The sequence below is a fragment of the Bradyrhizobium betae genome, from assembly GCF_050632175.1.
Lineage (GTDB): Bacteria > Pseudomonadota > Alphaproteobacteria > Rhizobiales > Xanthobacteraceae > Bradyrhizobium > Bradyrhizobium betae_B.
Map to the genome: position 1 here is coordinate 4,673,769 of NZ_CP192576.1, position 22,304 is coordinate 4,696,072.

A 22,304-nucleotide genomic window follows, 5' to 3' on the forward strand; every position below is an offset into this window, starting at 1 on the left:
TTTGCACAACCGCCATCCGCCTGACGCAAATAAGGGCGATAAGCCTGTGAATGCGAGGGAGGCTCTCATGGAGAACGTACGTCGCTACCGGGCGCTGGCGTCCCTCTGTCGTCAGCAGGCGGCCTACCGGCCGCTCCAGAACTGGCAACTCCTTGGCCAAGCCGAACATTTCGAACATCTCGCCGAAATTGCGCTGAAGGCGCATTTCGTCGCGTGCAATGCCCACTGCAAAGACGACGCCGCAGCAGCCGCGGTTTGGGAGACGCCCGCCGCCGCGTGAAGGCGTCGATGTGGAGATAATCAGAGCAGGCCGCGGCTTTCGGCGCTCTCGAGTTCGCCCATGAGCGTCCTGTTCTCGTACCGCGCCAGCGAGAGCGCCTCCGCGAAAGAGGGCGAGGCCGCGCCGACCACGGCACGCGCGCAGAGATCGCCCGCGGCACAGGTCGACATGGTTCCATAGCCCGACAAGGCAGCCGTCAGGAACACGCCCGGGGTCTTCGCCGCGCCGATCAGCGGCCAGTTTTCCCTGGTCATGGGATAGAAACCGCCGTAATGCACCCGATCCCGCGGAAGGGCACCGAGATATTGCCCGAGTGCGGGCTGGAGCCTGCTTGCGGCGCGAAGCACGACCTCTGGAAAATGAGGCGTGAGTTCGGGGTCGCGCGAAGGCTCTGACGGCTCCGAGTTGAAGGCCCAGCCAAGCTTGATCCATTGCCCGTGATCGCCGCCGTCGGGCCGGCGGTGAATGCTGCCCGGCATCGGTTCCAGCAGGCGTGCCAACTCGGGAGCGGCGGCCAGCGCCTCCCGCTCCTCGGGAGACCACGCGAGCGTCTGGCCGTCGAGATCGATGGCAAACGGCATCTTGCGGTCCACCGCACGATTGCGATCGACGAAGGCGATTTTCTGCTGAAGTACGTTCAGCATCGGCAGCTTTTCGCCATGCATCGCCGCGATGTGCGCCGCAAAGGGGCCCGCCGCATTGACGATGATATCGGCCTTGATCGTCTGGCGCTCGCCGTCAGCGACGACGTCAACCTGGAATCGGTCAGCCCTGGCGATTCCGACCACCCGCGCTTGCCGAAACTGCGCACCGAGCGGGCGCATCATTTCCAGCATGTACTGGCCGAGTTGCTGACCGCTGATGTCGCCGGCCCTGCGGATGTGAAGCGCGGTGGCGACCTCCTTGTCGAAAGCTGGATAAGTGCGCTGAATCAAGTCTCGGCCAAGCAGCACATCGACGCCATCGGGCGCAATTTGCCAGTCCGCCGACAGCGGGGCGAATAGTTCAGGCTCGTGCCCTCGTGCTGGCGGATCAGCCTCGAGGCCGAGGCGCCGTAGCCGGCATGCAACTGCCGCAGCAACTCTTCCGGTTTCTCCTCGCGCGTCACGAGCAGGTATCCGCGCCGCGTCATGTGGATGCGGTTGTCCGTGCGGCGTGCGATGTCCTCCATCAGGTCCGTGCTGTGATCGGTGAAGGCCGCCATGGTCGGATGCGGCCACCAGTTGCGATAGTTCTCGCCCGACTGCGCCGATGTCAGCGTCATCGGCTGCCCCTCATCCACGATCAGCAGGCGCGAGCGCCTGTGCTCGACGGCAAGGTAATAGGCCGTGGCGAGGCCTGCGATGCCCGCGCCGATAACAAGGATTTCAACATCGTTCGTCTTCAAACGCACTCTCCTCGACACAATGGCGGCGATCGGTTCCCAGATCAGCCTGTCCCATCCCGCGATGCATGACGTTGAGCAGATCGCAGCGTTTTCTGGGTCTGCACGATGTGCTCCCGTAGCAAGCGCACGGCCTTCTCCACCTCGCCATCGCGGCAATATTCGAGCAACTGGTAATGCTCTCGCTGCGGCCGATCCTTGCCGGTCGCGCGCGACACGAGGGCACGGGTGAAGCGACCGACGTGACCATAATTCGCCTCGATCATCGCAAGCAGGCGCGGGCGATTGCAGGGCGCGTAGAGCGCCTTGTGGAATCGCCAATTGAACGCGCCCCATTTTTCCGGATCCGGCTCCTCGTCGTAGGAGCGGAGGATCGCCCTGGCATCATCGATATCGATGTCGCCCATAGCGGGAATCGCGAGGCGCAGCGCGTGGCATTCGAGCGCGATGCGAATCTCGAGCAGCTCGACGACCTCGTCGATTGAGAGATCCGAGACGACCGCCCCGCGGTTGGGCAGGAACGTCACGAAGCCCTCGGCCTCCAACTGCCGGAGCGCCTCTCTGACAGGAATGCGGCTGGTCCCGAATTTTTCGGCGAGTTCGTCCTGCCGGAGCTGAATGCCGGGCGCCAGCTCGCCCGCGCTGATCGCGCGCCGCAGCGCCTCGCGAACGGCGTCAGGCGCGGAGCCGTGAACGCCGCCACTCCGTTGCTTTGCTGTTGCTCCCGATTTCATGAGGCATCCGTCGCGGTTGGGCCGATGCAGATTGTATAAAATCAGTTTGTGAATTATGCAATCGTGTGTATAAAATATTGAGTGATTGTATCCAAACTGGAGTAGGGACCATGAAGGCGCTGTTGTATTTGCTCGCGTTTTTGATTGCAGTCGCGGCGCCTGCACAGGCTCAAACCCCGGGCGGGACGTTGGCCAAGATCAAGGATGCCGGCGAGATACGCCTCGGTCATCGCGATGTCTCGGTGCCGTTTTCTTATCTCGATGGCAGTCAGAAGCCGGTCGGTTTCGCGATGGATCTCTGCGCGCGCATCGCCGATGCGGTGAAGGACGAGTTGAAACTCCCGGCGCTTCAGACCAAGCTCCAGCCGATCCAGCTCAGCACGCAAATCCCACTGATCGAGAACGGCACCATCGACATCGTCTGCGGTCCCGCCACCAACACGCTGGAGCGCCAGAAGGTGGTGGCGTTCAGCAACACCATCTTCGTGTCGAGCATTCGCGCGGTGGTCCGAAAGGATGCGCCTATCAAGACGTTCGAGGATCTGAAGGACAAGCCGGTCGCGCTGACCACTGGCTCGACGTCAATCACCCTGCTGCTGGCGCGCAGCCAGGAGAAGAAGTTCGAGGTCAAGCAGGTGCTGTCGCCGGATCACGCCGCGTCGTTCCTTGCGCTCACGACCGGCCGCAGCGACGCCTTCGTCATGGACGACATCCTGCTCGCCGGCCTCATCGCCAACAGCCAGACGCCGGATAGCTGGCGGATCATCGACGACAGCCTGCGGACCGAGCCTTACGGGCTGATCATCCGGAAGGGCGATCCGGAGTTCAAAGCTCTGGTCGACAAGACGCTGGTCGCCGCGATGAAGAGCGGCCTGTTCGCAGAACTCTACGCGAAATGGTTCACAAAGCCCATTCCGCCCAAGAACGTAAACCTGAACTTCCCGATGCCTGTGCCGCTGAAGGACGTGATTGCCAATCCGAACGACAAGGGCGTGTGATCGGATTTCCGCGGTTGATCCGTGATCAATGCGACATCAGCGTCGGGACGGTCATCGCTTCGAGCATGGCGCGGGTGACGCCGCCGAGCAGGCGTTCCTGCAGTCGCGAATGGCCGTAACCGCCCATCACGAGGAGATCGAGATTCTCGTCGGCCGCCAGTGACAGGATGGTCGGCTGAATGTCGGCGCGCGCGGCCGACAGGCTGGCCGTACGGGTCGACAATCCGCGTCGGCCGAGATGCTTTGCCAAATTGCGCGCCGAGACGTCGTCGGGAACCGCGTCGGCCTCGTTGATGGTGATGATCACGATCTCCTCGGCGCGAGCCAGGAACGGGGCGGCATCGCGCATCGCGCGGGCGGCGAGGCGGCTGCCGTCCCAGCAGATGCCGATCCGTTTCGGCTTGAATGCGCCACGGAAATTGTACGGCAGGAACAGCACCGGGCCGCCCGCCTGGAACAGGATCTCGCTGGGCACGTCGTTGTCGAATGAGCCTTGCGCTGGTTCGGGCTGCAGCACGATGCTGAGATCGTGCAGCCGCGCCATCTCACCCAGCGAGCCGGCTGCGTCCGCCGGGATCGCGCCGAGTGGGTGGCATGCAAAGGAAACGCCGGCGTTTGTCGCCTCGCTCTTGAACACCGTCAGCGCCGCTTCGGCCCGCTCCACCGCGCGCTCACGTTCCATCTCGAACACGGCCGCCACTGCGGCGCCGCCTTCCATCACGTAAGCCGCGCTCGTTGCGACATAGCCGACGGCGACCGCGTCGACGTGGGCGTTGAGCTGCGCAGCCAGCGAAATCGATCCGTCGATCACAGGGCGCATCGGGCGTTCGGTTGGGACGTGAACGAGAATATCTTTGTACATGGCTCGCCTCCGATGGACATCATCCGGTCGCAATGTTTCACGTCGCGCGGGGCCTGTGTTGAGCTGCATCAAATGTGCATCTACGATTTCTGGCCGTGCCACTGGTCGCAGCAACTTTGCCAAGATTTAATCGGATGGACGGAGCCCCGTAAGGTGACGACGTCCATGTTGGGGGCAAGGCGACTTACCCCACAGCATGGACATTTCGACATGAACGACCACGCCAATTCCGACACCACCTCGTCCCGAAGGATTCTGAAGCCGCGCAGGCTTGCGCTGCTCGGCACCGTCGCCGCGTTTGGCCTGGCCGTGCTTGCCAGTTCTCCCGGTTCCTCGCCGCTTGGGATGGCACCCTTCATCGCGCCGGCCCACGCCGCGGAGGCGCCCGCGACGCTGCCGGGCTTCGGCGATCTCGTCAGCAAGGTGAAACCCGCCGTCATCTCGGTGCGGGTCAAGATCGACGAGGACAACGACAAGAGCGCAATGCTGCAACAGAACCGGATGGACTCCGACGAGGATTCGCCGTTCGACCAGTTCTCGCGGCAGTTCGGCTTCCGCGGTCCGGGCGGCATGAACGGCATGCCACGTCAGCGCCACCAGACGATCACGGGTGAGGGCTCCGGCTTCTTCATCTCAGCCGACGGCTATGCCGTGACCAACAATCATGTCGTCGATCACGCTACGTCGGTGCAGGTGACGATGGATGACGGCACTGTCTACACCGCGAAGGTGGTCGGCACCGATCCCAAGACCGATCTCGCGCTGATCAAGGTCGATGGCAAGAAGGACTTTCCGTTCGTCAAATTCTCCGACCAGAAGCCGCGGATCGGCGACTGGGTGGTCGCGGTCGGCAATCCCTTCGGCCTTGGCGGCACTGTGACGGCCGGCATTGTCTCGGCCAGCGGCCGCGACATCGGCAACGGTCCCTATGACGATTTCATCCAGATCGACGCGCCGATCAACAAGGGTAATTCCGGCGGTCCGGCCTTCGACATGAACGGCAACGTGATCGGCGTGAACACCGCGATCTATTCGCCCTCCGGCGGATCGGTCGGTATCGGCTTCGACATTCCAGCGTCAACCGCAAAGCTCGTCGTCGCGCAGCTGAAGGACAAGGGTGCGGTCACCCGCGGCTGGCTCGGCGTGCAGGTGCAGCCGGTGACCGCCGACATCGCCGACAGCCTTGGCCTGAAGGAGGCGCGCGGCGCGATTGTCGACACTCCGCAGGATGGAAGTCCGGCGGCGAAGGCCGGCATCGAGGCGGGTGATGTCATCACCGCCGTCAACGGCACCTCCGTCAAGGATTCCCGTGACCTAGCCCGCACCATCGCCACCCTGGCGCCGGGGAGCTCGGTGAAGCTCGATGTCTTCCACAAGGGCGACAGCAAGACCATGACGCTGGCGCTTGGCGAGTTGCCAAATGAGCAGCATGCGAAGGCCGGTGAGGGTAAGGCGCAGCCAGGCGCCGGAACGCCACGCCTCGGGCTCAGCCTGGCTCCGGCCGGCGACGTTCAGGGCGCAGGCCAGAAGGGCGTTGTCGTCACCGAGATCGATCCGGAGGGGCCGGCCGCGCAACGTGGCATCCAGACCGGTGACGTCATCCTCAATGTCGGCGGCAAGCCGGTCGCCAATGTCGGCGAAGTCCGCTCCGAACTGGCGCAGGCCAAATCGTCCGGCAAGAAAAGCGTGTTGCTGCAGGTGAAGAGTGCGGAGGCGACCCGGTTCGTCGCGGTGCCGCTCGCCTAAGTCGAGCCGTTCCGGGCGAATTCAAAAAGGCGGCCTTCGGGCCGCCTTTTCTCGTTCGCATCCGAGATACCCACAGGCCGCCGATAACATTCGCGTTAACGGCAGCGATGATGACGGGTTCGTCCGAAAAAGCCGCGTTCGCTCGTCACTGTCCGGAAGTGCGTGTTGCGCTTCGGCGCCAATGACGGCGCCAAGGCAAAGGCCAGGAGCGGAACTCCAAACGTCGGGCCGTCTTGTGGGACCTGACGTTTGCATTGATCGGTGCCGACATGGATCGATTGAAGCTCTCGCTGAGGTGTGCGCTGCTCGCAGCGCCAATCGTGGTGACAACTGGAAGCGCCCTCGGGCGCGACGACGGCCGCTACGCCAATTCAGCCCTAAAACCCTGGTTCGACAGCCTTCGCAGCCATCTCGGCCCCTGTTGCTCGGATGCGGACGGATTTGCGGTGTCAGATCCCGATTGGGAATCGCATGACGGGCACTATCGCGTGCGGCTCGACGGGCAGTGGATCGACGTGCCGGACGAGGCCGTCATCACCGAGCCGAACCGTGCCGGCCGCACCATGGTGTGGCCGGTCAAAACCGCGTTCGGGATATCGATCCGCTGCTTCATGCCGGGCAGCATGATCTGACGCCGCGTCACCGCTTGCTGGGTTTGCGCGTCGAGCTCTTCTTCGTCTTCTTGGTTGTCTTCTTTTTGGTTGTTTTCTTCTTGGCCGTTTTCCTGGTCGTCTTTCGCTTCGACGCCTTCTTCGGGACTTTCTTGCCCTTCGCGCGCGCTTCCGACAGGGCGATTGCGATCGCCTGCTTGCGGCTCTTCACCCGTCCACCACGGCCGCCCGGGCCGCTTTTCGCGGTGCCCTTCTTGTAACGACGCATCTCGCGCTCGACATCATCGCCGGCGCTGCGGGAATAACGGCGTTTCGTTGCCTTGCGTGCCATCGACTCTCTCCCTTGGCATCGGGAAAGAACCGTAGCGCTGACGCAACGTTCCAGGCGCGGGTGCGTGCGTCAGAACGAGTTCGCCAGTTCGATCTCCGCCTCCAGCACCTGGATGCGGCGCGCGGCCTCGGCGGAGGACAGATCCCGATTGTATTGCGCGGGCTGATAAGCCTCCTCGCTCAGCCGCTTCAGCCTCAGGCCTTGCGCCCGCGTCATCTGCTCCGCGAGGAAAGCCCTAGCGTCATATTTACCCTGAACCTGCATCTGACCTCTCCGTTCTGGAATCGCCGCTTGACTATATGTTCTTATTTTGTTCTAACAAGCCATGGACAACAGAATTAATGAAACTCGACGCAAAATCAGTGCCTTGAGGCTGGAAATGGCCGATATCGAGGCGTCTGTGCGCGACCTCGTCGATCGCGATCGTGACTGCACCGAAAAGGCCCTGGCGCAGATGGATCTGCGCCGGAAGGTCAGCCTGTTGATCGGCGAATGGAAGGCTGCCGGCGGCGGTGATGTCCTGCCTGACGTCCGCGACCGGGTTCGCCTTCGTCCCGTCAAGACAGCCAGCAATCCCCTTCGTGTGATCGCGCGCCGCTGAGACCTTTGAAGGCGTGCGGAGGAAGACCCGGACACGTACCGGATTCTAAAACTGCGCCCATACGCTTCACGCGTGCTTCAAAATTCGTTGTCCTCGGCGATCATGAACACGATCCCCGTGAGCGTCGCGCCGATCGCGAAGGTGGTCACCAGCGTGACGACGAAGACGACGGCCGCGGATCTCCCGCCGTGGCTCAACAAGTTCCCGACCGCCGCATTGGACAGGATGAGAGCAAGACCGAAGGCGAGGCCGAGCGCGGCGCCCATGAGCGCATGCGTCATCAGCCTGATGATGCAAGTGGAAGAGATGAGCCTCGGCGACTTCCTCGGGCGCATGGACCGCCTCTGAATATGGCGAGAAACGCGAGCTATGATTGCGGGTTCCATCTTCATCAAAAATTTGTCACTCGCGGCTTCATCCGACGTTCATGCCGCTCTTGCGAGGATGAACGGCATCAACACGGGAACTCCGATATGGGTAAGGTCGTCTTTCTCTATCGCTCGCTCGCCTATCGCAACGCGGCCGCGGACATGCTGCGCAAGGCACGCAAGCTGCCGCGCGGCGCCGAGCGGAGCGCAGCCCGACGCTACGCGCGGGCGCTGCGCGATCTCTCGCAAACGGAAGCATGGCTGGAAGGACGTTTGGCTGACGAATCTCGGCCGATGACGCGTATCAGGGTCGTCGCGTCGCGCTAACCTGAAGCCCGCTGAAGAGCCTCGGAGGGAACCGGGTCGAACTTTCCCGCGCTGGTCGGCGCTGCGCCCTTTGGCGTCAGCGGCACCGCAAGACGGCACAACAGGCCTTCGGGCCGCCAGTTGAACTCCGCCTGTCCGCCGAGCTGGGATTCGACGCTGGCAAGAAGGCTCCGTGTGCCGAAGCCGCGGGACTTCGGCGGCCCGACCAGCGGACCACCGGTTTCGTCCCAGGTCAATGTGAGGTGGTCGTCCTCGACCTGCCAGTCGATCGCAAGCCGACCCGACCGCGCCGACAACGCGCCATACTTCGCCGAGTTGGTGAAAAGCTCGTGCAGCGCCAGCGCCAGCGTCTGCGCGGTCGCCGGCAGCAACTGAACCTCGGGACCCGCCAGCTTGATCTGGCCTCCGAGCGAATAGGGTGCAACTTCCTCCTCGATCAGCCTGGAGAGCTCCGCGCCTTGCCAGCTCGACAGCGACAGGATCGTGTGGACGCGCGCCAGCGCATTGATGCGTCCTTCGACGGCGTTGACGTAAGCCTTGACCTCGTCGGCACGGGTGAGGCGCACGATCGACTGCGCCAGCGCCAACGCATTTTTGGCGCGGTGGTCGACCTCGCGCGCCAGCAGATTCTGTCTCTCCTCCGCGCGCTTGCGTTCGGTGATGTCCACGGTCACGCCGCTCACTCGCACGACGCGGCCGCTGGGGTCCAGCGTGGCGGCCGCCGTGCCGACGCACCAGCGCACCTCGCCGTCGGGACGGCTGACGCGAAACTCGCCTTCATGGGCGTGCACCCCCGTATTGAACGCCGCGATGGCCTGGCTGAACTGGTCGGCATCATCGGGGTGCAGCAGTGCCTGGATGTTCGCCGAGGTGACGTTGAAGGTTTCGGGCGTCACGCCAAAAATGCGATACTGGCCATCGTCCCACATCCAGTCGCCGTTGACCCAGTCCCAGTCCCAGGACCCCATCTTGCCGGCGGCAATCGCCATGCTGCGCCGCTCTTCGCTTTCACGCAGCTTTGCAGTGGAGTTCTCCAGCTCCGCCGTGCGGGCGCGCACGCGGTCCTCGAGATCCTGGTTCAACCGTTCGAGCTCGCGGGTCTTGCGATAGAGCTCGGCGAATACCTTGACCTTGGCGCGCAGCACCTCCGGCACGACCGGGACCGGAACGTAGTCGACCGCGCCCATTTCGTAGCCGCGCAACCGATCGATGTCGCTGACCTGGATGGCCGAGATGAAGATCATCGCGGTCTTCTGGAAGCGCGGATGCTCGCGGATCATCGCGGCGAGCTCGAAGCCGTCGAGCTCAGGCATGCAGACGTCGACCAGAATCACCGCGATCTCGGTCTTGAGCAGCACCTCGAGCGCCTCGCGGCCCGACGAGGCGGTCACGAGATTCTCGCCGAGCTCCTTCAGGATCACCTCATAGGCGAGCAGCTTGGCCGGCTGGTCGTCGACGAGGAGGATGTTGACCTTTTCGTGGTCCATTCGCAGATCCAAACTCAACGGTGCAGCCACATGCGGATCGCAAGCAGCAATTGATCGGTGTTGACGGGTTTGGCGAGGTAGTCGGACGCGCCGGCCTCCAGGCATTTCTCGCGGTCGCCCTTCATCGCCTTGGCGGTCAGCGCAATGATCGGCAGGCGGGCGAAGGCCGGGTTTTCGCGAATGACGCCGATGGTCTGGTAGCCATCCATCTGCGGCATCATGATGTCCATCAGCACGATCGCGATCTCCGGATTGGACTCCACCAGTGTGACCGCTTCGCGGCCGGTCGTGGCGGTGAGCACCTTCATGCCGCGCCGTTCCAGCACGCTCGACAGCGCGAAGATGTTGCGGGCGTCGTCGTCGACGAGCAGGGCGGTCTTGCCGACCAGATCCTCGTCGGAACTGTTCAGCTTTTCCAGCATGCGCTGCTTCTCGACCGGCAGTTCCGTGATCACGCGATGCAGGAACAGCGCGGTCTCGTCGAGTAGGCGCTCCGGCGATTCCACGCCCTTGACCACGATGCTGCGCGCCATGGTGTGGAGTTCCGCGTCTTCCTCCGCCGAAAGCTCGCGGCCGGTGAAGACAACGACCGGAACATTCGAGAGCGCCTCGTCGTTGCGGATCTGGTCGAGCACCTCGAAGCCGCTCATATCCGGAAGCCGCAGGTCGAGCACGACGCAATCGCAAGGAACCTCGCGCAGCGTCGATAGCGCGCCGGCGCCGGTATCGCTCGTCACGATCTCGATGTCGTCGTGATGCAGCAGCTCGCGGATCGACATCCGTTCGGCCTCGTTGTCCTCGACGATCAAGAGCCGCTTGCGCCGCGGCCGCGCATATTCTTTGATCTGCGACAGTGCGGCGGAGACCCCTTCGGTCGTGGTGGGCTTGTTGACGAAGGAGAAGGCGCCGCGCGCCAGGGCGTGCTGGCGGTCCTCGTCGAGCGTGATGATCTGCACGGGAATGTGGCGGGTCAGCGGATTGTGCTTGAGCTGGCTCAGCACCGTCCAGCCAAGCATGTCCGGCAGGAACACGTCGAGCGAGACGGCACGCGGCTGGTACTGCTTGGCAAGCTCCAGCGCTTCCGCGCCCCGCGCGGCGACCAGAACCTTGAATCCCTTGTCGCGGGCGAGGTCGACCAGAATGCGCGCATAGTGCGGATCATCCTCGACGATGAGCAGGATGCTGTCGCCGGGCTCGAGGTTGAGTCGATCGTCGGGTAATTGCTCGATCACGCGCGGCAGGTCTTGCGCGGCCGGCTGCAATGCCGGTGGTTGAATGTGCTGCTGCTGCGCAGTCGGACGCGGCGCCTGCGTCGGGCCGGAATATTTCAACGGCAGATACAGCGTAAAGGACGAGCCCTTGCCGGGCGCGCTGCGCAGATGGATTTCGCCGCCGAGCAGGCCTGCGAGCTCGCGGCTGATGGCAAGACCGAGGCCGGTGCCGCCGTATTTGCGGCTGGTGCCGGCGTCGGCCTGCTGGAACGCCTCGAAGATCAGCTTCTGCTTCTCCAGGGGAATACCGATGCCGGTGTCGGACACTTCGAACGCGATCACGGCCGGGGCCGAGTTCAGCACCGGATGATCCGTGCCCCAGCCGCCGACCGCGGCGGCGACCTTGAGGCGCACCTCGCCCTCGGCGGTGAACTTGAAGGCGTTGGAGAGCAGGTTCTTCAGGACCTGCTGCAACCGCTTGGAGTCGGTGACGATGCTGCGCGCGAGGTTCGGATCGACGTCGATCTTGAACGACAGACTGCGATTTTCCGCCTCGTGCCGGAATGGCCGTCCGACGGTTTCGAGCAGGTTCGCGGTCAAAATCTCCTCGGCGTCGACAGTCACCGTGCCTGACTCGATCTTGGAGAGATCGAGAATGTCGCTGATGAGGTTGAGCAGGTCGGTGCCGGCGCCGTGGATGGTGCGGGCGAATTCGACCTGCTTGCCGGTGAGGTTGCCGTCCGGGTTATCGGTGAGCTGCTGACCCAGGATCAGGATCGAGTTCAGCGGCGTGCGCAGCTCGTGGCTCATATTGGCGAGGAATTCGGACTTGTATTTCGAGGTCAGTGCGAGCTCGGTCGCCTTTTCCTCCAGCGCGCGCCGGGCCTGCTCGATCTCCTGGTTCTTGCGCTCGACCTCGACGTTGCGCTCGGCGAGCTGCTGCGCTTTCTGTTCGAGCTGGTCGTTGGTCTGCTGCAATTCGCGCTGCTGGGTCTGAAGCTCGCCGGCGAGCTGCTGCGACTGCTTGAGCAGGCCTTCGGTCTGCATCGTCGCCTCGATCGAGTTCAGCACGATGCCGATGGAATCGGTGAGCTGCTCGAGGAAGGTCATCTGCGAGGTCGTGAACGAGGTGAGCGAGGCAAGCTCGATCACGGCCTTGACCTGGCCTTCGAACAGCACCGGCAGCACGACGAGGTTCTTCGGCGCGACGCGGAGCAGCGCCGAGTTGATCGGCACCACGTCGGGCGGAATGTCGGCGATGACGCGCGGCCGCTTGTCGAGCGCGCACTGGCCGATCAGGCCGTCGCCGAATGGCAGCACGCGCTGGTACGGGTAGACGCCGTCGCCGGCATAGGAGGCCAGCAGCAGGAGCTGCGGATTGTCCTCGTTCTCGACCTGGTAGATCACGCCGGTATGAGCGTTCACCAGCGGCGACAGTTCAGTGAGCAGCAGCCGGCCGACGGTGGCGAGGTCGCGCTGGCCCTGAAGCATGTTGGTGAATTTCGCAAGGTTGGTCTTCAGCCAGTCCTGCTCGGTGTTCACGTCCGTCGTGAGACGGAGGTTCGTGATCATCGTGTTGATGTTGTCCTTCAACTCGGCGACCTCGCCGCGGGCATCGACCTGGATCGACCGTGTCAAATCGCCCTTGGTCACGGCGGTTGCCACTTCGGCGATCGCGCGCACCTGCGAGGTGAGGTTGGCCGCCAGCAGGTTGACGTTGCCGGTGAGGTCCTTCCAGGTGCCTGCCGCGCCCGGCACGTCGGCTTGGCCGCCGAGCCGTCCCTCGACGCCGACCTCGCGTGCCACCGACGTCACCTGGTCGGCGAAGGTCGCAAGCGTCTCGGTCATGTTGTTGATGGTGTCGGCGAGCGCCGCGACCTCACCCTTCGATTTCACGGTGAGATTCTGCTTCAAATCGCCGTTCGCAACAGCGGTCACCACCTTGACGATGCCGCGGACCTGCTCGGTCAGGTTCGCCGCCATGAAGTTGACGGTGTCGGTGAGGTCCTTCCAGGTGCCGGCCACGCCTGGCACCTGGGCCTGGCCGCCGAGCTCGCCTTCGGTCCCGACCTCGCGCGCCACGCGCGTCACCTCGCCGGCGAAGGCGTTGAGCTGGTCCACCATGGTGTTGATGGTGTTCTTCAGCTCGAGGATTTCGCCCTTCACGTCGACGGTGATCTTGCGGGACAAGTCGCCGCGCGCGACGGCGGTGGTGACCTCGGCGATGTTGCGGACCTGCGTGGTGAGGTTCGCGGCCAGCAGGTTGACGTTGTCGGTGAGGTCCTTCCAGGTGCCGCCGACGCCGGGCACGACGGCCTGACCGCCGAGGCGGCCTTCGGTGCCGACCTCGCGGGCCACGCGAGTCACTTCGGCGGCGAATGAGCGCAACTGCTCGACCATGGTGTTCAGGGTGTCCTTGAGCAGCAGGATCTCGCCGCGCACGTCCACCGTGATCTTCTTCGAGAGGTCGCCGCCTGCGATCGCGGTGGCGACCTCGGCAATGTTGCGGACCTGAGCCGTGAGGTTCGAGGCCATGAAGTTGACGTTGTCGGTGAGGTCTTTCCAGGTGCCGGCCACGCCGGACACCTCGGCCTGGCCGCCGAGCTTGCCTTCGGTGCCGACCTCGCGCGCCACGCGCGTGACTTCGCCGGCGAAGGCGTTGAGCTGGTCCACCATGGTGTTGATGGTGTTCTTCAGCTCGAGGATTTCGCCCTTCACGTCGACGGTGATCTTGCGGGACAAGTCGCCGCGTGCGACGGCGGTGGTCACTTCGGCGATGTTGCGGACCTGGGCGGTGAGGTTGCCCGCCATCGAGTTCACGCTGTCGGTGAGGTCCTTCCAGGTGCCGGCGACGCCGGGCACGTTGGCCTGGCCGCCCAGCCGTCCTTCGGTGCCGACCTCGCGCGCGACGCGCGTCACCTCGCCCGCGAAGCGGTTGAGCTGGTCGACCATCGTGTTCAGCGTGTCCTTGAGCTGAAGAATCTCGCCGCGCACGTCCACCGTGATCTTGCGCGACAGGTCGCCGCCGGCGATCGCGGTCGCGACCTCGGCGATGTTGCGGACCTGGGCGGTGAGGTTGCCGGCCATCGAGTTGACGGAGTCGGTCAAGTCCTTCCAGGTGCCGGCGACGCCGGGCACGTCGGCCTGGCCGCCGAGCTTGCCGTCGGTGCCGACCTCGCGCGCGACGCGCGTGACTTCGCCGGCAAACGCATTGAGCTGGTCGACCATGGTGTTGAGCGTTTCCTTCAGTTGAAGGATTTCGCCCGAGACGTTCACTGTGATCTTCTTGGACAGGTCGCCCTTGGCGACCGCGGTCGCGACTTCGGCGATGTTGCGGACCTGGCCGGTCAGGTTCGAGGCCATCGAGTTGACGGAGTCGGTCAGATCCTTCCACGTTCCGCCGACGCCGCGCACGACGGCCTGACCGCCCAGCTTGCCTTCGGTGCCGACCTCGCGCGCGACGCGCGTGACTTCGCCGGCGAAGGCGTTGAGCTGATCCACCATGGTGTTGATGGTGTCCTTCAGCTCCAGGATCTCGCCGCGCGTGTCCACGGTGATCTTCTTGGAGAGGTCGCCGCCGGCAACGGCGGTCGTCACTTCGGCGATGTTGCGGACCTGCGCGGTCAGGTTCGACGCCATCGAGTTGACGCTTTCCGTGAGATCCTTCCAGGTGCCGGCGACGCCGAGCACGTTGGCCTGGCCGCCGAGTCGGCCCTCCGTGCCGACCTCGCGCGCCACGCGCGTCACTTCGCCGGCGAACGCATTGAGCTGGTCCACGCAGGTGTTGAGCGTTTCCTTGAGCTGAAGGATTTCGCCCGAGACGTTCACCGTGATCTTCTTCGAGAGGTCGCCGCCTGCGATCGCGGTGGCGACGTCCGCGATGTTGCGGACTTGCGCGGTCAGGTTCGACGCCATGAAGTTGACGTTGTCGGTGAGGTCCTTCCAGGTGCCTGCGACACCCGGCACCTGGGCCTGGCCGCCGAGCTTGCCTTCGGTGCCGACCTCGCGCGCGACGCGCGTCACTTCCGAGGCGAACGAGTTGAGCTGGTCCACCATCGTGTTGATGGTGTCCTTCAGCTCCAGGATTTCGCCGCGCACGTCCACCGTGATCTTGCGCGACAGGTCGCCGCGCGCCACGGCGGTGGTCACGTTGGCGATGTTGCGCACCTGGGCGGTGAGGTTGCCGCACATCGCGTTGACGGAGTCCGTGAGGTCCTTCCAGGTACCGGCCACGCCGGGCACGATCGCCTGGCCGCCGAGCTTGCCGTCGGTGCCGACTTCGCGCGCCACGCGCGTCACTTCGGAGGCAAAGGAGCGCAGCTGGTCCACCATCGTGTTGATGGCTTCCTTGAGCTGGAGAATTTCGCCGCGAACGTCCACGGTGATCTTCTTGGACAAGTCGCCGTTCGCGACCGCGATCGTCACCTCGGCGATGTTGCGAACCTGGTTGGTCAGATTGTTCGCCATCGAGTTGACGCTCTCGGTGAGGTCCTTCCAGACGCCGGTCACTTCCGGCACCTGGGCCTGGCCGCCGAGCTTGCCCTCGGTGCCGACCTCGCGCGCCACGCGCGTCACCTCGGAGGTGAACACGCCGAGCTGCTTGATCATGGTGTTGACGATGGTCGCCGACTGCAGGAATTCGCCGCGCAGCGGACGACCGTCGACGTCGAGCTTGACGGTCTGGAGCAGGTCGCCTTGCGCCACGGCGGCGACCGCACGCGTGACCTCGCGCGTCGGCCACAACAGATCGTCGATCAGCGTGTTCACCGAGCCTTCCATGTCGGCCCACGAGCCGCTGGCGAGGCCGAACTTGACGCGCTGGCGCGTCTTGCCCTCGCGTCCGACGACCTGGCCGACCAGTTCGAGCTGCTGCGCCATGCGCTGGTTGGCGGCTATGATTTCGTTCAGCGTGTCGGCGATCTTGCCGTCGATGCCGAGATGGTCGCCGCTCATCCGCACCGAGAAATCGCCGCTGCGCATCGCCTGCAAGGCGAGCAGCAATTCCGGCCGGGAATCCGGCTCCGACGTACCGTTATTTTTTGGCTTTGGGACGCGACGACCGGAGCGTGATGCAGTTCCGGGATCGAGGTCGCTCATATTAATTCCCCCGCGGCGTCGGCCGAATCCACGGCGTGACGCGATTGATCAAACTAGAGCGGTAGCCAAATTCGAAATCAAGCACCAAGGCGGCGGCGCGAGAAATTGGAACCTGCTTTGCTCAGCCCGGTCAAAACAACCAGGGGGACTATGATTGGTTCCATCCAATTCCAGAAAAAATTCCGGCCCTTAGCAGGGTTCCCGGACTGCCGATTACTTGTCGGCCATCGTACGCTCGGCGTCCTTCACTTGCGATCGCAGCATCGGCAGTTGCTCGCGAGCGAAGGCGGCAAGCGCCGCATTGTCGGGCGCCTTCAGATAGCGGCTCGAGCAGGCCGATCGCGGTCTCGTATTCCGGAATTTGCGCGGCGAAGAAGGTGCGAACGTACGCAGGTCCTTCCGAATCGTCGGGCTCAGCGAGGCTTGTGCCAGCCGTGGTCTTGCCGAATTGTGGCTCGGCACCGATCGTCGACTGAATGTCCTTCAGAGCCTTGTCGCGCCTGGCTGCCTCGTCGGCGCGCAGGGCGGCGAGGTTCTTCACCTCCGCATTGCCCTTCAGGTCGGCACTCTCCAGCAGGCCTTGCTGGAAGCGGCCGAACGTATAGAGGCCGACGATGACATCCGTTGCGGTCGGCGGGCGCTGGCCATCTGTTGGCTCACCGGAGCTGTCCGCGAACGCCGCGGTGCTGACGAATAGCAGGATGACTGCGACAAAAATCCTCATCGATATGCAATGATCGAAGGCCCGCGAGGTTCCCTTTACGTTACGATGCGGTAAGGGCGGTTGCGACGCGAGGGTTCCGTCCCCAATTGTTCATCATGAAACAGTCTGACATCTTCAGAGACAACGCCGACAACTGCCTGCATCTCGCCGAGCGAGCCGAGGGCCAGCCCACCCACAAGCGCTATTCGCGGATGGCGGAGGCGTGGATGGCGCTTGCCAACGAGCAGGACTGGCTCGACGGCGAAATCCCGCCCGTCAAGGTTCGCGTCCTCCAAATGCAGGGTACCTGATCTCGTCCTCGTGACTCTGCGTGTGAGACTGCTCACGGACTGCAATCGAGCAACTTAGGATCATCCGGGAATAGTCGATCTCATTGCTTTTCCAGAAGGAGGTTTGCAATGGCTCCACGTTTGGCTGTTCTCTCTTTTATTCTCGCCTTTGGCGTCTCGGTCGCGTTCGCGACGGTGACAACGGTCCGTCAGGTGCATCAGGAAAATGCATCTGCAACGACCCACGCCGTGCACAGCTAACGAAGCTTCTCCCGCGTCCGGAACATTCGACGCGTCCGCGCGTAAGCACTTGGACGCAATCCATAGACGCGAGAGGACACCATGGCCCATTCCGACCACGGCATCGTCAGTGACAAGCGGGCGGAAGATCAGCCGCGCGACAAGCAGCGTGCGCAGACCGTGCACAAGACTGACGACAAGAGCTCGCCGTCGCGTGAAGCGACGCGCGATCCCAAGCTGAACGACGACAGCAAGACGCCGGGCTCCGGCATGACGCCGGATGATTCCGGCGCCGCGCCGAGCGGCTAGAGCATGATCCGGGAAGCGTGAAGCGGCTTTCTCACAAATAGCGCGGGGAACGAATCCTCACGCGAAGAGTCGACAGATTGCTTGCGGTTATCATGCCCCCGGTGAGCCGGAAGCAATCTCCAAGGACGGCCCTGGCACTCACCGTGCCGGGGCCGTTTGCTTATGAGAGAACAATCAGTCCTCGGCGTCGGGCTTTCCCGGCGCGTGTCCCTCCGGACCTCGGCCAAACACACCGAACTCGCTGGATTTGATACCCGTTGACGAGCCGATGTCGGTCTCGATGCCCACGGATGCGAGTCCGAATTTGAGCAGCTCGCGAACCGCAGCGGCGCGCGTCGGCATGCGGTGCTTGAACCGGAAATCATCAACCGCGGCCAGCTCGTCCGGGGAAAGCATCACTTGAAGCCGCTCGGCGCGGAGGTCGTTCATGGTCGATCACGCAGGGTGAGTAAGTTGAGCAATTTGCTAAACGCGCTCATTTGCTGCGAGTTCCCTCGGAGTCCGAAAAGGTGTCGATTGAGTAAAATACTATAATAAAATCAATAAGTTATACCTTGAAATGGGGTGGGCTCAAGCGCATATTTGGAAAAAGGGAGACAGCCCGTGACAGACGAAGTCAGGATACCCCGCAAGCTTTCCGAACAGCCCGAACCGCCGCAGCCGGTGCGTCCGAGCCATCAGAAGGTGATCGAACAAGTCGAGCGCTGGGTCAACAGCCCGGGCCTGCAACCCCCGAGGATTGACGATGCGAAGACGTTCTGAGCCCCACACATTCGAACAACGTATCGACGCGCAGCGGCTGCGACTGGAGCAGGAGATGGCGAACCTGCCCAGCGGAAAGCAGCGGGACGCCATCAGCGTGCGCATTGATCAGCTACAGGCCGCCGCCGAGATGCACGATTTTCTCAGGCAACGTGAAGAAGCTTCTGGGCTTCGTTGATTAATAGACGCCGTGCTTACGGCTGACCGGATCCGCCCGCGGCACCATATACCTGGCCGGTCGAGTAGCTTGCGTCCGCTGCTGCGAGCTGCACGTAGATCGAGGCGAGCTCAACGGGCTGGCCGGGACGGCCGAACGGTGTCATGCCGCCGAACTTCTCCAGCTTCTCCATCGTCGCGCCGCCGGAGACCTGAAGTGGCGTCCAGATCGGACCGGGGGCGACGCCGTTGACGCGGATGCCCTTCGAGGCGAGCTGCTTGGCCAGCGACTTCACATAGTTCATCGTTGCAGCCTTGGTCTGCGCATAGTCGTAGAGATCGGGGGAAGGATCGTAAGCCTGCTCGGAGGTCGTGCCGATGATGCAGGAGCCCGGCTTCAAGTGCGGCAACGCAGCCTTGATGGTCCAGAACGGCGCATAGACGTTGGTCTTCATCGTCGCGTCGAAGTCCTCCGACGAGACATCGAGGATGGACGCACGGGTCTGCTGCCGTGCCGCATTGTTGATGAGGATGTCGAGACCACCGAGGCCTTGCACGGCCTGCTCCACCAGTTTTCTGCAAAAGGCTTCGTCCTTGAGGTCGCCGGGAATGGCGAGGCCGGTGCGCCCTTCCTTCTTGATGAGCGCGATCACCTCCTGGGCGTCCGGCTCCTCCGCGGGCAGATAATTGATGGCGACGTCGGCGCCTTCGCGCGCATAGGCGATCGCGGCGGCGCGACCCATCCCGGAATCGCCGCCGGTGATCAGCGCCTTGCGACCAGCGAGGCGTCCGGAACCCCTGTAGCTGGTCTCGCCATGGTCCGGCCGCGGCTCCATCTTGCCGGCAAGGCCCGGCCAGGGCTGCGACTGCTTCTTGAACGGCGGCTTCGGATATCGGTTGACGGGATCGATCAGCTCATCGGCCACTGTCGTATCTCCTTTCGCCGTTGAAGACGCCAGCGACGACGCAGCGAGCGTCGCGCTTGCTGCGTGAATAACGTGGCGGCGGGATAGCGGGGTGTCGGTTCGATGCGTCATGGCTGGCTCCGCAATTTGCGGATCAACGCGCGCAGATGGGCTTCGTTGCTAGGAGGCGAGAGACGCCGGACGGGCCGGCGCCCCCAGGCGAATGCTACTTCGACTGGCCGACGCTCGGCGCCTTGCCAAGCTCCTTGGCCATGTCGAGATGATGCTTCAGCGCAGGCAGCGTCTTGCCGGCCCAGTCCTTCAGCGTGGAATTGTCCCCGCCCTTGGAATAGCGCTCGAACAGCGAGACCGCATCCTCATGCGCACTGACCTGATAGGAGTTGTAGTCCGAGCTGAAGTCCTTGCCTGAGGCGTTCTTCAGCTTGTCGAGCTTGCTCTGATGCGAGCTGTCGAGCGCGGTCGGCAGAGTTGCCTCGACCTTGCCGCCGCTGACGAGTTCCTTCAGTTCGCTGCTGGTCTTGGTATGATCGGTGACCATCTGCTGCCCGAAGGTCTTTTCCTGCGCATTGCCCTTCTGTACCGCCAGCTTGCTCGATTCGATCTCGAACATGTCGCTGACGGCAACTTCCTTGACGAAGTCGGCGGTGGTCGGCGCCACTCCAAGTGTGGAGTTGATGCCGGTCTTCTCGCCGAGCGACTGGGCGAGTGCGGGGCCTGCGAGAAGCACGCAGCTTAAGGCAATGATGGTTCGTTTCATGACTGGTCCCTCCGAAGTGGCGCGGCCGACGGGCCCGCGCGTTCGAGCCGACCAACACGGCCCCAATGTCCTTGTTCCAAACCGTCCTGCGTGCGTTTCGAGCAGCAACAAGGAACGATCGCTTCGTCAGTCGGTTGATTTGGGCATGAGCTGATCGGAGAATTCAGATGATGAACCAAGGTGAGCTGGACCGGAACGAGATGGGTCGGTTGATCGGCAGCGACAAGGTCGAGGGAACATCGGTCTTTGGTGCCGATCGCAACAAGATTGGTTCGATCGAGCGCGTGATGATCGACAAGGTCAGCGGCAAGGTGTCCTACGCTGTGCTCGGCTTTGGAGGCTTCCTGGGCCTCGGAAACGATCACTATCCTCTGCCTTGGCAGTCCCTCAAATATGACACCGAGCTTGGCGGCTACCTGACTGGCATCACGGCCAAGTCGTTGGAAGGTGCACCGAAATACGGAGACCGCAGCGAATGGAACTGGGGCGATGATGCCGCCGTTCGCGGTATCAACTCCTACTATGGCGTTCCTTTCGCGTAGGCATTGTTTCAACCCAACGGAGATCTGATGAGCAAGGAACGGCCGACCGACGATCCCAGGCATCAGACGGACTGGGGATCGCATAAGCAGACCGACGAGCCCTGGAAGGGCAATCCGGAGAAAGAGCAGAAGTCCGGCGAGACAAAGCCGGATCTCGAAAAATGGCATGAAACCAAGACGCATTGAATAAGGTGCGCTGACAGCGAACAATCAGGCGCGACACTATCGGTGTCGCGCCTGTTTTTTGGGTTGTGCTTACCGAATGACAGCGGTGCACGGACGGGCCGGAACCATGTTTTGGCGTTGCGGTTGGGAGTCCGGCGTGGCGGGATGGCCCGACTTGACGCCATCTCAGTCCCGATCGAGGTAGTCACGTGGATGCTCAAACCCGGGAGCGTGGGCCGTCCGCGGAGCAACCGCAGAAGGCGAAAGAAGCTCCAAGACCTTCTCCTGATCAGAATCAGAACCGAGACACCAAGGAGCCGACGCCGGCGCAAACGCCCTCGTTGCGCGATCGACTTCGCGAGCATTGGCTGATTGCGACCGTCGGCGCCGTGGTGCTCATCGCGGCGCTGGTCGGAGGTCTGCTCTACTGGCTGGAGGTCCGCCACTACGAATCCACCGATGACGCCTTCATTGCCGCACGCAGCTTCTCCGTGGCCTCGAAGGTGGGTGGATACGTGACCGACATTCCGGTCACCGACAATCAGCATGTCAATGCCGGCGACATCCTGGCGAAGATCGACGACCGCGACTACCGGATCGCCATCGAGCAGGCGGCTGCGCAGGTGGCGGTGTCGAAGGCCAACATCGCCAATGTCGAGGCGCAGATCGTGTCCCAGCAGGAACAGATCAAGCAGGCCCAGGCGCAGCTCGAGCAGGCCCAGGCGCAACTTCAGTTTGCGCAAGAGGAGTTCAAGCGCGCGGAAGATCTCGTCGAGAAGGGCGCCGGCACCGTGCAGCGGCAGCAGCAGACGCGCTCCGATCTGCAGGCGCAGCAAGCCAACACTGAACGTGCGAAGACCGCGGTGACGGCGGCCCAGGTCGGCATCAAGACGCTTCAGGCCCAGCTCGAAGGCGCCCGGGCGCAACTCGATCAATCGCAATCGCAGCTCGATCAGGCGAACTTGAACCTGCAATACACCAGCGTCGTCGCCGCGCAGTCCGGTCGCGTCACCAAGCTCTCGGGCGCAAAGGGCACTTTCGTCACGGCAGGACAGAGCCTGATGATGTTCGTGCCGGACGAGGCCTGGATCGTCGCGAACTACAAGGAAACCCAGCTCAACGATGTGCGTCCGGGCCAGCCCGTCGAGATCTGTATCGATGCCTATCCCGGCCGCAAGCTGACCGGCCACGTCGATTCCGTGCAGCGAGGCTCGGGCACCGCATTCAGCCTGCTGCCGGCGGAGAACGCCACCGGCAATTACGTCAAGGTGGTTCAGCGCGTGCCGGTGAAGATCGTGGTCGACAACTGGCCGGCGGATCTGCCGGTTGGCCCCGGCATGTCGGTCGTGCCGTGGATCAGGGTGCGATGACGGACGCGGCGCAAAGAAGCGCGTCCGGCTGGTCGCCGGAGCGCTCG

25 protein-coding genes and 1 pseudogene are annotated in these 22,304 nt (G+C 63.4%); 13 read left to right on the top strand and 13 right to left on the bottom strand.

The features are described from left to right. The first annotated feature begins 67 nt into the window (after window positions 1-67). Window positions 68-280 (top strand): hypothetical protein, encoded by a 213-nt coding sequence (locus tag ACQ86E_RS22525; RefSeq protein WP_431201859.1) that lies wholly within the window; start codon window positions 68-70, stop codon window positions 278-280. A 20-nt stretch (window positions 281-300) separates the two neighbouring features. On the opposite strand, the gene ACQ86E_RS22530 is transcribed toward ACQ86E_RS22525, so the two are convergent. The 3 genes from ACQ86E_RS22530 to ACQ86E_RS22540 are packed head-to-tail and all read right to left on the bottom strand — an operon-like array spanning window position 301 to window position 2,398. Continuing rightward, window positions 301-1,215, bottom strand: coding sequence for an NAD(P)/FAD-dependent oxidoreductase (locus ACQ86E_RS22530; protein ID WP_431201860.1), 915 nt, complete (start codon window positions 1,213-1,215; stop codon window positions 301-303). Continuing rightward, window positions 1,212-1,667 (bottom strand): FAD-dependent oxidoreductase, encoded by a 456-nt coding sequence (locus ACQ86E_RS22535; protein ID WP_431201861.1) that lies wholly within the window; start codon window positions 1,665-1,667, stop codon window positions 1,212-1,214. Before ACQ86E_RS22535 ends, ACQ86E_RS22530 begins: the two co-directional genes overlap by 4 nt. 41 nt (window positions 1,668-1,708) lie before the next feature. Beyond that, window positions 1,709-2,398, bottom strand: coding sequence for a GntR family transcriptional regulator (locus ACQ86E_RS22540; protein ID WP_431201862.1), 690 nt, complete (start codon window positions 2,396-2,398; stop codon window positions 1,709-1,711). Between the two features lie 110 nt (window positions 2,399-2,508). On the opposite strand from ACQ86E_RS22540, the gene ACQ86E_RS22545 reads away from it, so the two are divergent. Then, entirely contained in the window at window positions 2,509-3,396 is an 888-nt protein-coding gene (locus ACQ86E_RS22545; RefSeq protein ID WP_431201863.1) for a transporter substrate-binding domain-containing protein, read from the top strand. 25 nt (window positions 3,397-3,421) lie between these two features. Here the strand turns inward: ACQ86E_RS22545 and ACQ86E_RS22550 are convergent, their stop codons facing one another. Further along, window positions 3,422-4,258: a universal stress protein gene (locus ACQ86E_RS22550; RefSeq protein ID WP_431201864.1), complete on the bottom strand. Its 837-nt coding sequence runs from the start codon at window positions 4,256-4,258 to the stop codon at window positions 3,422-3,424. Window positions 4,259-4,468: 210 nt separating this feature from the next. On the opposite strand from ACQ86E_RS22550, the gene ACQ86E_RS22555 reads away from it, so the two are divergent. Next, a complete protein-coding gene (locus ACQ86E_RS22555; protein ID WP_431201865.1) occupies window positions 4,469-6,004 on the top strand; it encodes a Do family serine endopeptidase in 1,536 nt (511 codons plus the stop codon). A gap of 269 nt (window positions 6,005-6,273) precedes the next feature. Then, window positions 6,274-6,636 carry a hypothetical protein gene (locus ACQ86E_RS22560; RefSeq protein WP_431201866.1) on the top strand — a complete coding sequence of 121 codons (363 nt, stop codon included), beginning with the start codon at window positions 6,274-6,276 and terminating at the stop codon, window positions 6,634-6,636. A gap of 7 nt (window positions 6,637-6,643) precedes the next feature. Here the strand turns inward: ACQ86E_RS22560 and ACQ86E_RS22565 are convergent, their stop codons facing one another. Beyond that, window positions 6,644-6,946: a DUF6496 domain-containing protein gene (locus tag ACQ86E_RS22565; RefSeq protein ID WP_431201867.1), complete on the bottom strand. Its 303-nt coding sequence runs from the start codon at window positions 6,944-6,946 to the stop codon at window positions 6,644-6,646. Between the two features lie 69 nt (window positions 6,947-7,015). After that, window positions 7,016-7,210 (bottom strand): DUF3072 domain-containing protein, encoded by a 195-nt coding sequence (locus tag ACQ86E_RS22570; RefSeq protein ID WP_431201868.1) that lies wholly within the window; start codon window positions 7,208-7,210, stop codon window positions 7,016-7,018. 115 nt (window positions 7,211-7,325) lie between these two features. Here ACQ86E_RS22570 and ACQ86E_RS22575 point away from each other — a divergent pair, with 115 nt between their 5' ends. Beyond that, on the top strand, window positions 7,326-7,547 hold the full coding sequence (locus tag ACQ86E_RS22575) for a hypothetical protein (RefSeq protein WP_431201869.1): 222 nt from the start codon (window positions 7,326-7,328) through the stop codon (window positions 7,545-7,547). Window positions 7,548-7,624: 77 nt separating this feature from the next. On the opposite strand, the gene ACQ86E_RS22580 is transcribed toward ACQ86E_RS22575, so the two are convergent. Next, window positions 7,625-7,828 carry a hypothetical protein gene (locus ACQ86E_RS22580; RefSeq protein WP_431201870.1) on the bottom strand — a complete coding sequence of 68 codons (204 nt, stop codon included), beginning with the start codon at window positions 7,826-7,828 and terminating at the stop codon, window positions 7,625-7,627. A gap of 192 nt (window positions 7,829-8,020) precedes the next feature. On the opposite strand from ACQ86E_RS22580, the gene ACQ86E_RS22585 reads away from it, so the two are divergent. Continuing rightward, the gene (locus tag ACQ86E_RS22585; protein ID WP_431201871.1) at window positions 8,021-8,242 is read left to right on the top strand and encodes a hypothetical protein; all 222 of its coding nucleotides are present in this window, start codon (window positions 8,021-8,023) and stop codon (window positions 8,240-8,242) included. On the opposite strand, the gene ACQ86E_RS22590 is transcribed toward ACQ86E_RS22585, so the two are convergent. The 3 genes and pseudogenes from ACQ86E_RS22590 to ACQ86E_RS22600 form a co-directional block, all read right to left on the bottom strand. After that, window positions 8,239-9,729, bottom strand: coding sequence for a sensor histidine kinase (locus ACQ86E_RS22590; RefSeq protein ID WP_431201872.1), 1,491 nt, complete (start codon window positions 9,727-9,729; stop codon window positions 8,239-8,241). The genes ACQ86E_RS22585 and ACQ86E_RS22590 overlap by 4 nt on opposite strands. A gap of 14 nt (window positions 9,730-9,743) precedes the next feature. Next, complete coding sequence (locus ACQ86E_RS22595; protein WP_431201873.1) at window positions 9,744-16,037, bottom strand: HAMP domain-containing protein; 6,294 nt, start codon at window positions 16,035-16,037, stop codon at window positions 9,744-9,746. Window positions 16,038-16,250: 213 nt separating this feature from the next. Beyond that, a pseudogene (locus ACQ86E_RS22600) lies at window positions 16,251-16,761 on the bottom strand (DUF4142 domain-containing protein). Window positions 16,762-16,856: 95 nt separating this feature from the next. Between ACQ86E_RS22600 and ACQ86E_RS22605 the strand changes: the two are divergent. Both ACQ86E_RS22605 and ACQ86E_RS22610 read left to right on the top strand, forming a co-directional pair. Beyond that, entirely contained in the window at window positions 16,857-17,051 is a 195-nt protein-coding gene (locus tag ACQ86E_RS22605) for a hypothetical protein (RefSeq protein WP_431201874.1), read from the top strand. Window positions 17,052-17,372: 321 nt separating this feature from the next. Further along, a complete protein-coding gene (locus tag ACQ86E_RS22610; protein WP_431201875.1) occupies window positions 17,373-17,579 on the top strand; it encodes a hypothetical protein in 207 nt (68 codons plus the stop codon). Between the two features lie 174 nt (window positions 17,580-17,753). Here the strand turns inward: ACQ86E_RS22610 and ACQ86E_RS22615 are convergent, their stop codons facing one another. Beyond that, window positions 17,754-18,008 (bottom strand): hypothetical protein, encoded by a 255-nt coding sequence (locus tag ACQ86E_RS22615; RefSeq protein ID WP_431201876.1) that lies wholly within the window; start codon window positions 18,006-18,008, stop codon window positions 17,754-17,756. Window positions 18,009-18,182: 174 nt separating this feature from the next. Here ACQ86E_RS22615 and ACQ86E_RS22620 point away from each other — a divergent pair, with 174 nt between their 5' ends. Continuing rightward, a complete protein-coding gene (locus tag ACQ86E_RS22620) occupies window positions 18,183-18,341 on the top strand; it encodes a hypothetical protein (RefSeq protein WP_431201877.1) in 159 nt (52 codons plus the stop codon). A gap of 55 nt (window positions 18,342-18,396) precedes the next feature. Next, entirely contained in the window at window positions 18,397-18,519 is a 123-nt protein-coding gene (locus tag ACQ86E_RS22625) for a hypothetical protein (protein ID WP_431201878.1), read from the top strand. Between the two features lie 16 nt (window positions 18,520-18,535). Here the strand turns inward: ACQ86E_RS22625 and ACQ86E_RS22630 are convergent, their stop codons facing one another. Further along, window positions 18,536-19,534, bottom strand: coding sequence for an SDR family oxidoreductase (locus ACQ86E_RS22630; RefSeq protein ID WP_431201879.1), 999 nt, complete (start codon window positions 19,532-19,534; stop codon window positions 18,536-18,538). A gap of 94 nt (window positions 19,535-19,628) precedes the next feature. Continuing rightward, window positions 19,629-20,180 carry a DUF4142 domain-containing protein gene (locus ACQ86E_RS22635; RefSeq protein WP_015687834.1) on the bottom strand — a complete coding sequence of 184 codons (552 nt, stop codon included), beginning with the start codon at window positions 20,178-20,180 and terminating at the stop codon, window positions 19,629-19,631. Between the two features lie 167 nt (window positions 20,181-20,347). On the opposite strand from ACQ86E_RS22635, the gene ACQ86E_RS22640 reads away from it, so the two are divergent. From ACQ86E_RS22640 to ACQ86E_RS22650, 3 genes are all read left to right on the top strand, one after another. Next, window positions 20,348-20,722, top strand: a complete 375-nt coding sequence (locus ACQ86E_RS22640; RefSeq protein ID WP_431201880.1) for a PRC-barrel domain-containing protein — start codon at window positions 20,348-20,350, stop codon at window positions 20,720-20,722. Window positions 20,723-20,749: 27 nt separating this feature from the next. Then, window positions 20,750-20,908: a hypothetical protein gene (locus tag ACQ86E_RS22645; protein WP_431201881.1), complete on the top strand. Its 159-nt coding sequence runs from the start codon at window positions 20,750-20,752 to the stop codon at window positions 20,906-20,908. A gap of 188 nt (window positions 20,909-21,096) precedes the next feature. Further along, on the top strand, window positions 21,097-22,257 hold the full coding sequence (locus ACQ86E_RS22650; protein ID WP_431201882.1) for a biotin/lipoyl-binding protein: 1,161 nt from the start codon (window positions 21,097-21,099) through the stop codon (window positions 22,255-22,257). Window positions 22,258-22,304 lie beyond the last annotated feature (47 nt).

Coding starts and splice junctions, on each gene's coding strand:
- ACQ86E_RS22525 (WP_431201859.1), top strand. CDS start 68: ATGGAGAACGTACGTCGCTACCGGGCGCTGGCGTCCCTCTGTCGTCAG.
- ACQ86E_RS22540 (WP_431201862.1), bottom strand. CDS start 2,398: ATGAAATCGGGAGCAACAGCAAAGCAACGGAGTGGCGGCGTTCACGGC.
- ACQ86E_RS22545 (WP_431201863.1), top strand. CDS start 2,509: ATGAAGGCGCTGTTGTATTTGCTCGCGTTTTTGATTGCAGTCGCGGCG.
- ACQ86E_RS22550 (WP_431201864.1), bottom strand. CDS start 4,258: ATGTACAAAGATATTCTCGTTCACGTCCCAACCGAACGCCCGATGCGC.
- ACQ86E_RS22555 (WP_431201865.1), top strand. CDS start 4,469: ATGAACGACCACGCCAATTCCGACACCACCTCGTCCCGAAGGATTCTG.
- ACQ86E_RS22560 (WP_431201866.1), top strand. CDS start 6,274: ATGGATCGATTGAAGCTCTCGCTGAGGTGTGCGCTGCTCGCAGCGCCA.
- ACQ86E_RS22565 (WP_431201867.1), bottom strand. CDS start 6,946: ATGGCACGCAAGGCAACGAAACGCCGTTATTCCCGCAGCGCCGGCGAT.
- ACQ86E_RS22570 (WP_431201868.1), bottom strand. CDS start 7,210: ATGCAGGTTCAGGGTAAATATGACGCTAGGGCTTTCCTCGCGGAGCAG.
- ACQ86E_RS22575 (WP_431201869.1), top strand. CDS start 7,326: ATGGCCGATATCGAGGCGTCTGTGCGCGACCTCGTCGATCGCGATCGT.
- ACQ86E_RS22580 (WP_431201870.1), bottom strand. CDS start 7,828: ATGACGCATGCGCTCATGGGCGCCGCGCTCGGCCTCGCCTTCGGTCTT.
- ACQ86E_RS22585 (WP_431201871.1), top strand. CDS start 8,021: ATGGGTAAGGTCGTCTTTCTCTATCGCTCGCTCGCCTATCGCAACGCG.
- ACQ86E_RS22590 (WP_431201872.1), bottom strand. CDS start 9,729: ATGGACCACGAAAAGGTCAACATCCTCCTCGTCGACGACCAGCCGGCC.
- ACQ86E_RS22595 (WP_431201873.1), bottom strand. CDS start 16,037: ATGAGCGACCTCGATCCCGGAACTGCATCACGCTCCGGTCGTCGCGTC.
- ACQ86E_RS22605 (WP_431201874.1), top strand. CDS start 16,857: ATGAAACAGTCTGACATCTTCAGAGACAACGCCGACAACTGCCTGCAT.
- ACQ86E_RS22610 (WP_431201875.1), top strand. CDS start 17,373: ATGGCCCATTCCGACCACGGCATCGTCAGTGACAAGCGGGCGGAAGAT.
- ACQ86E_RS22615 (WP_431201876.1), bottom strand. CDS start 18,008: ATGAACGACCTCCGCGCCGAGCGGCTTCAAGTGATGCTTTCCCCGGAC.
- ACQ86E_RS22625 (WP_431201878.1), top strand. CDS start 18,397: ATGGCGAACCTGCCCAGCGGAAAGCAGCGGGACGCCATCAGCGTGCGC.
- ACQ86E_RS22630 (WP_431201879.1), bottom strand. CDS start 19,534: ATGACGCATCGAACCGACACCCCGCTATCCCGCCGCCACGTTATTCAC.
- ACQ86E_RS22635 (WP_015687834.1), bottom strand. CDS start 20,180: ATGAAACGAACCATCATTGCCTTAAGCTGCGTGCTTCTCGCAGGCCCC.
- ACQ86E_RS22640 (WP_431201880.1), top strand. CDS start 20,348: ATGATGAACCAAGGTGAGCTGGACCGGAACGAGATGGGTCGGTTGATC.
- ACQ86E_RS22645 (WP_431201881.1), top strand. CDS start 20,750: ATGAGCAAGGAACGGCCGACCGACGATCCCAGGCATCAGACGGACTGG.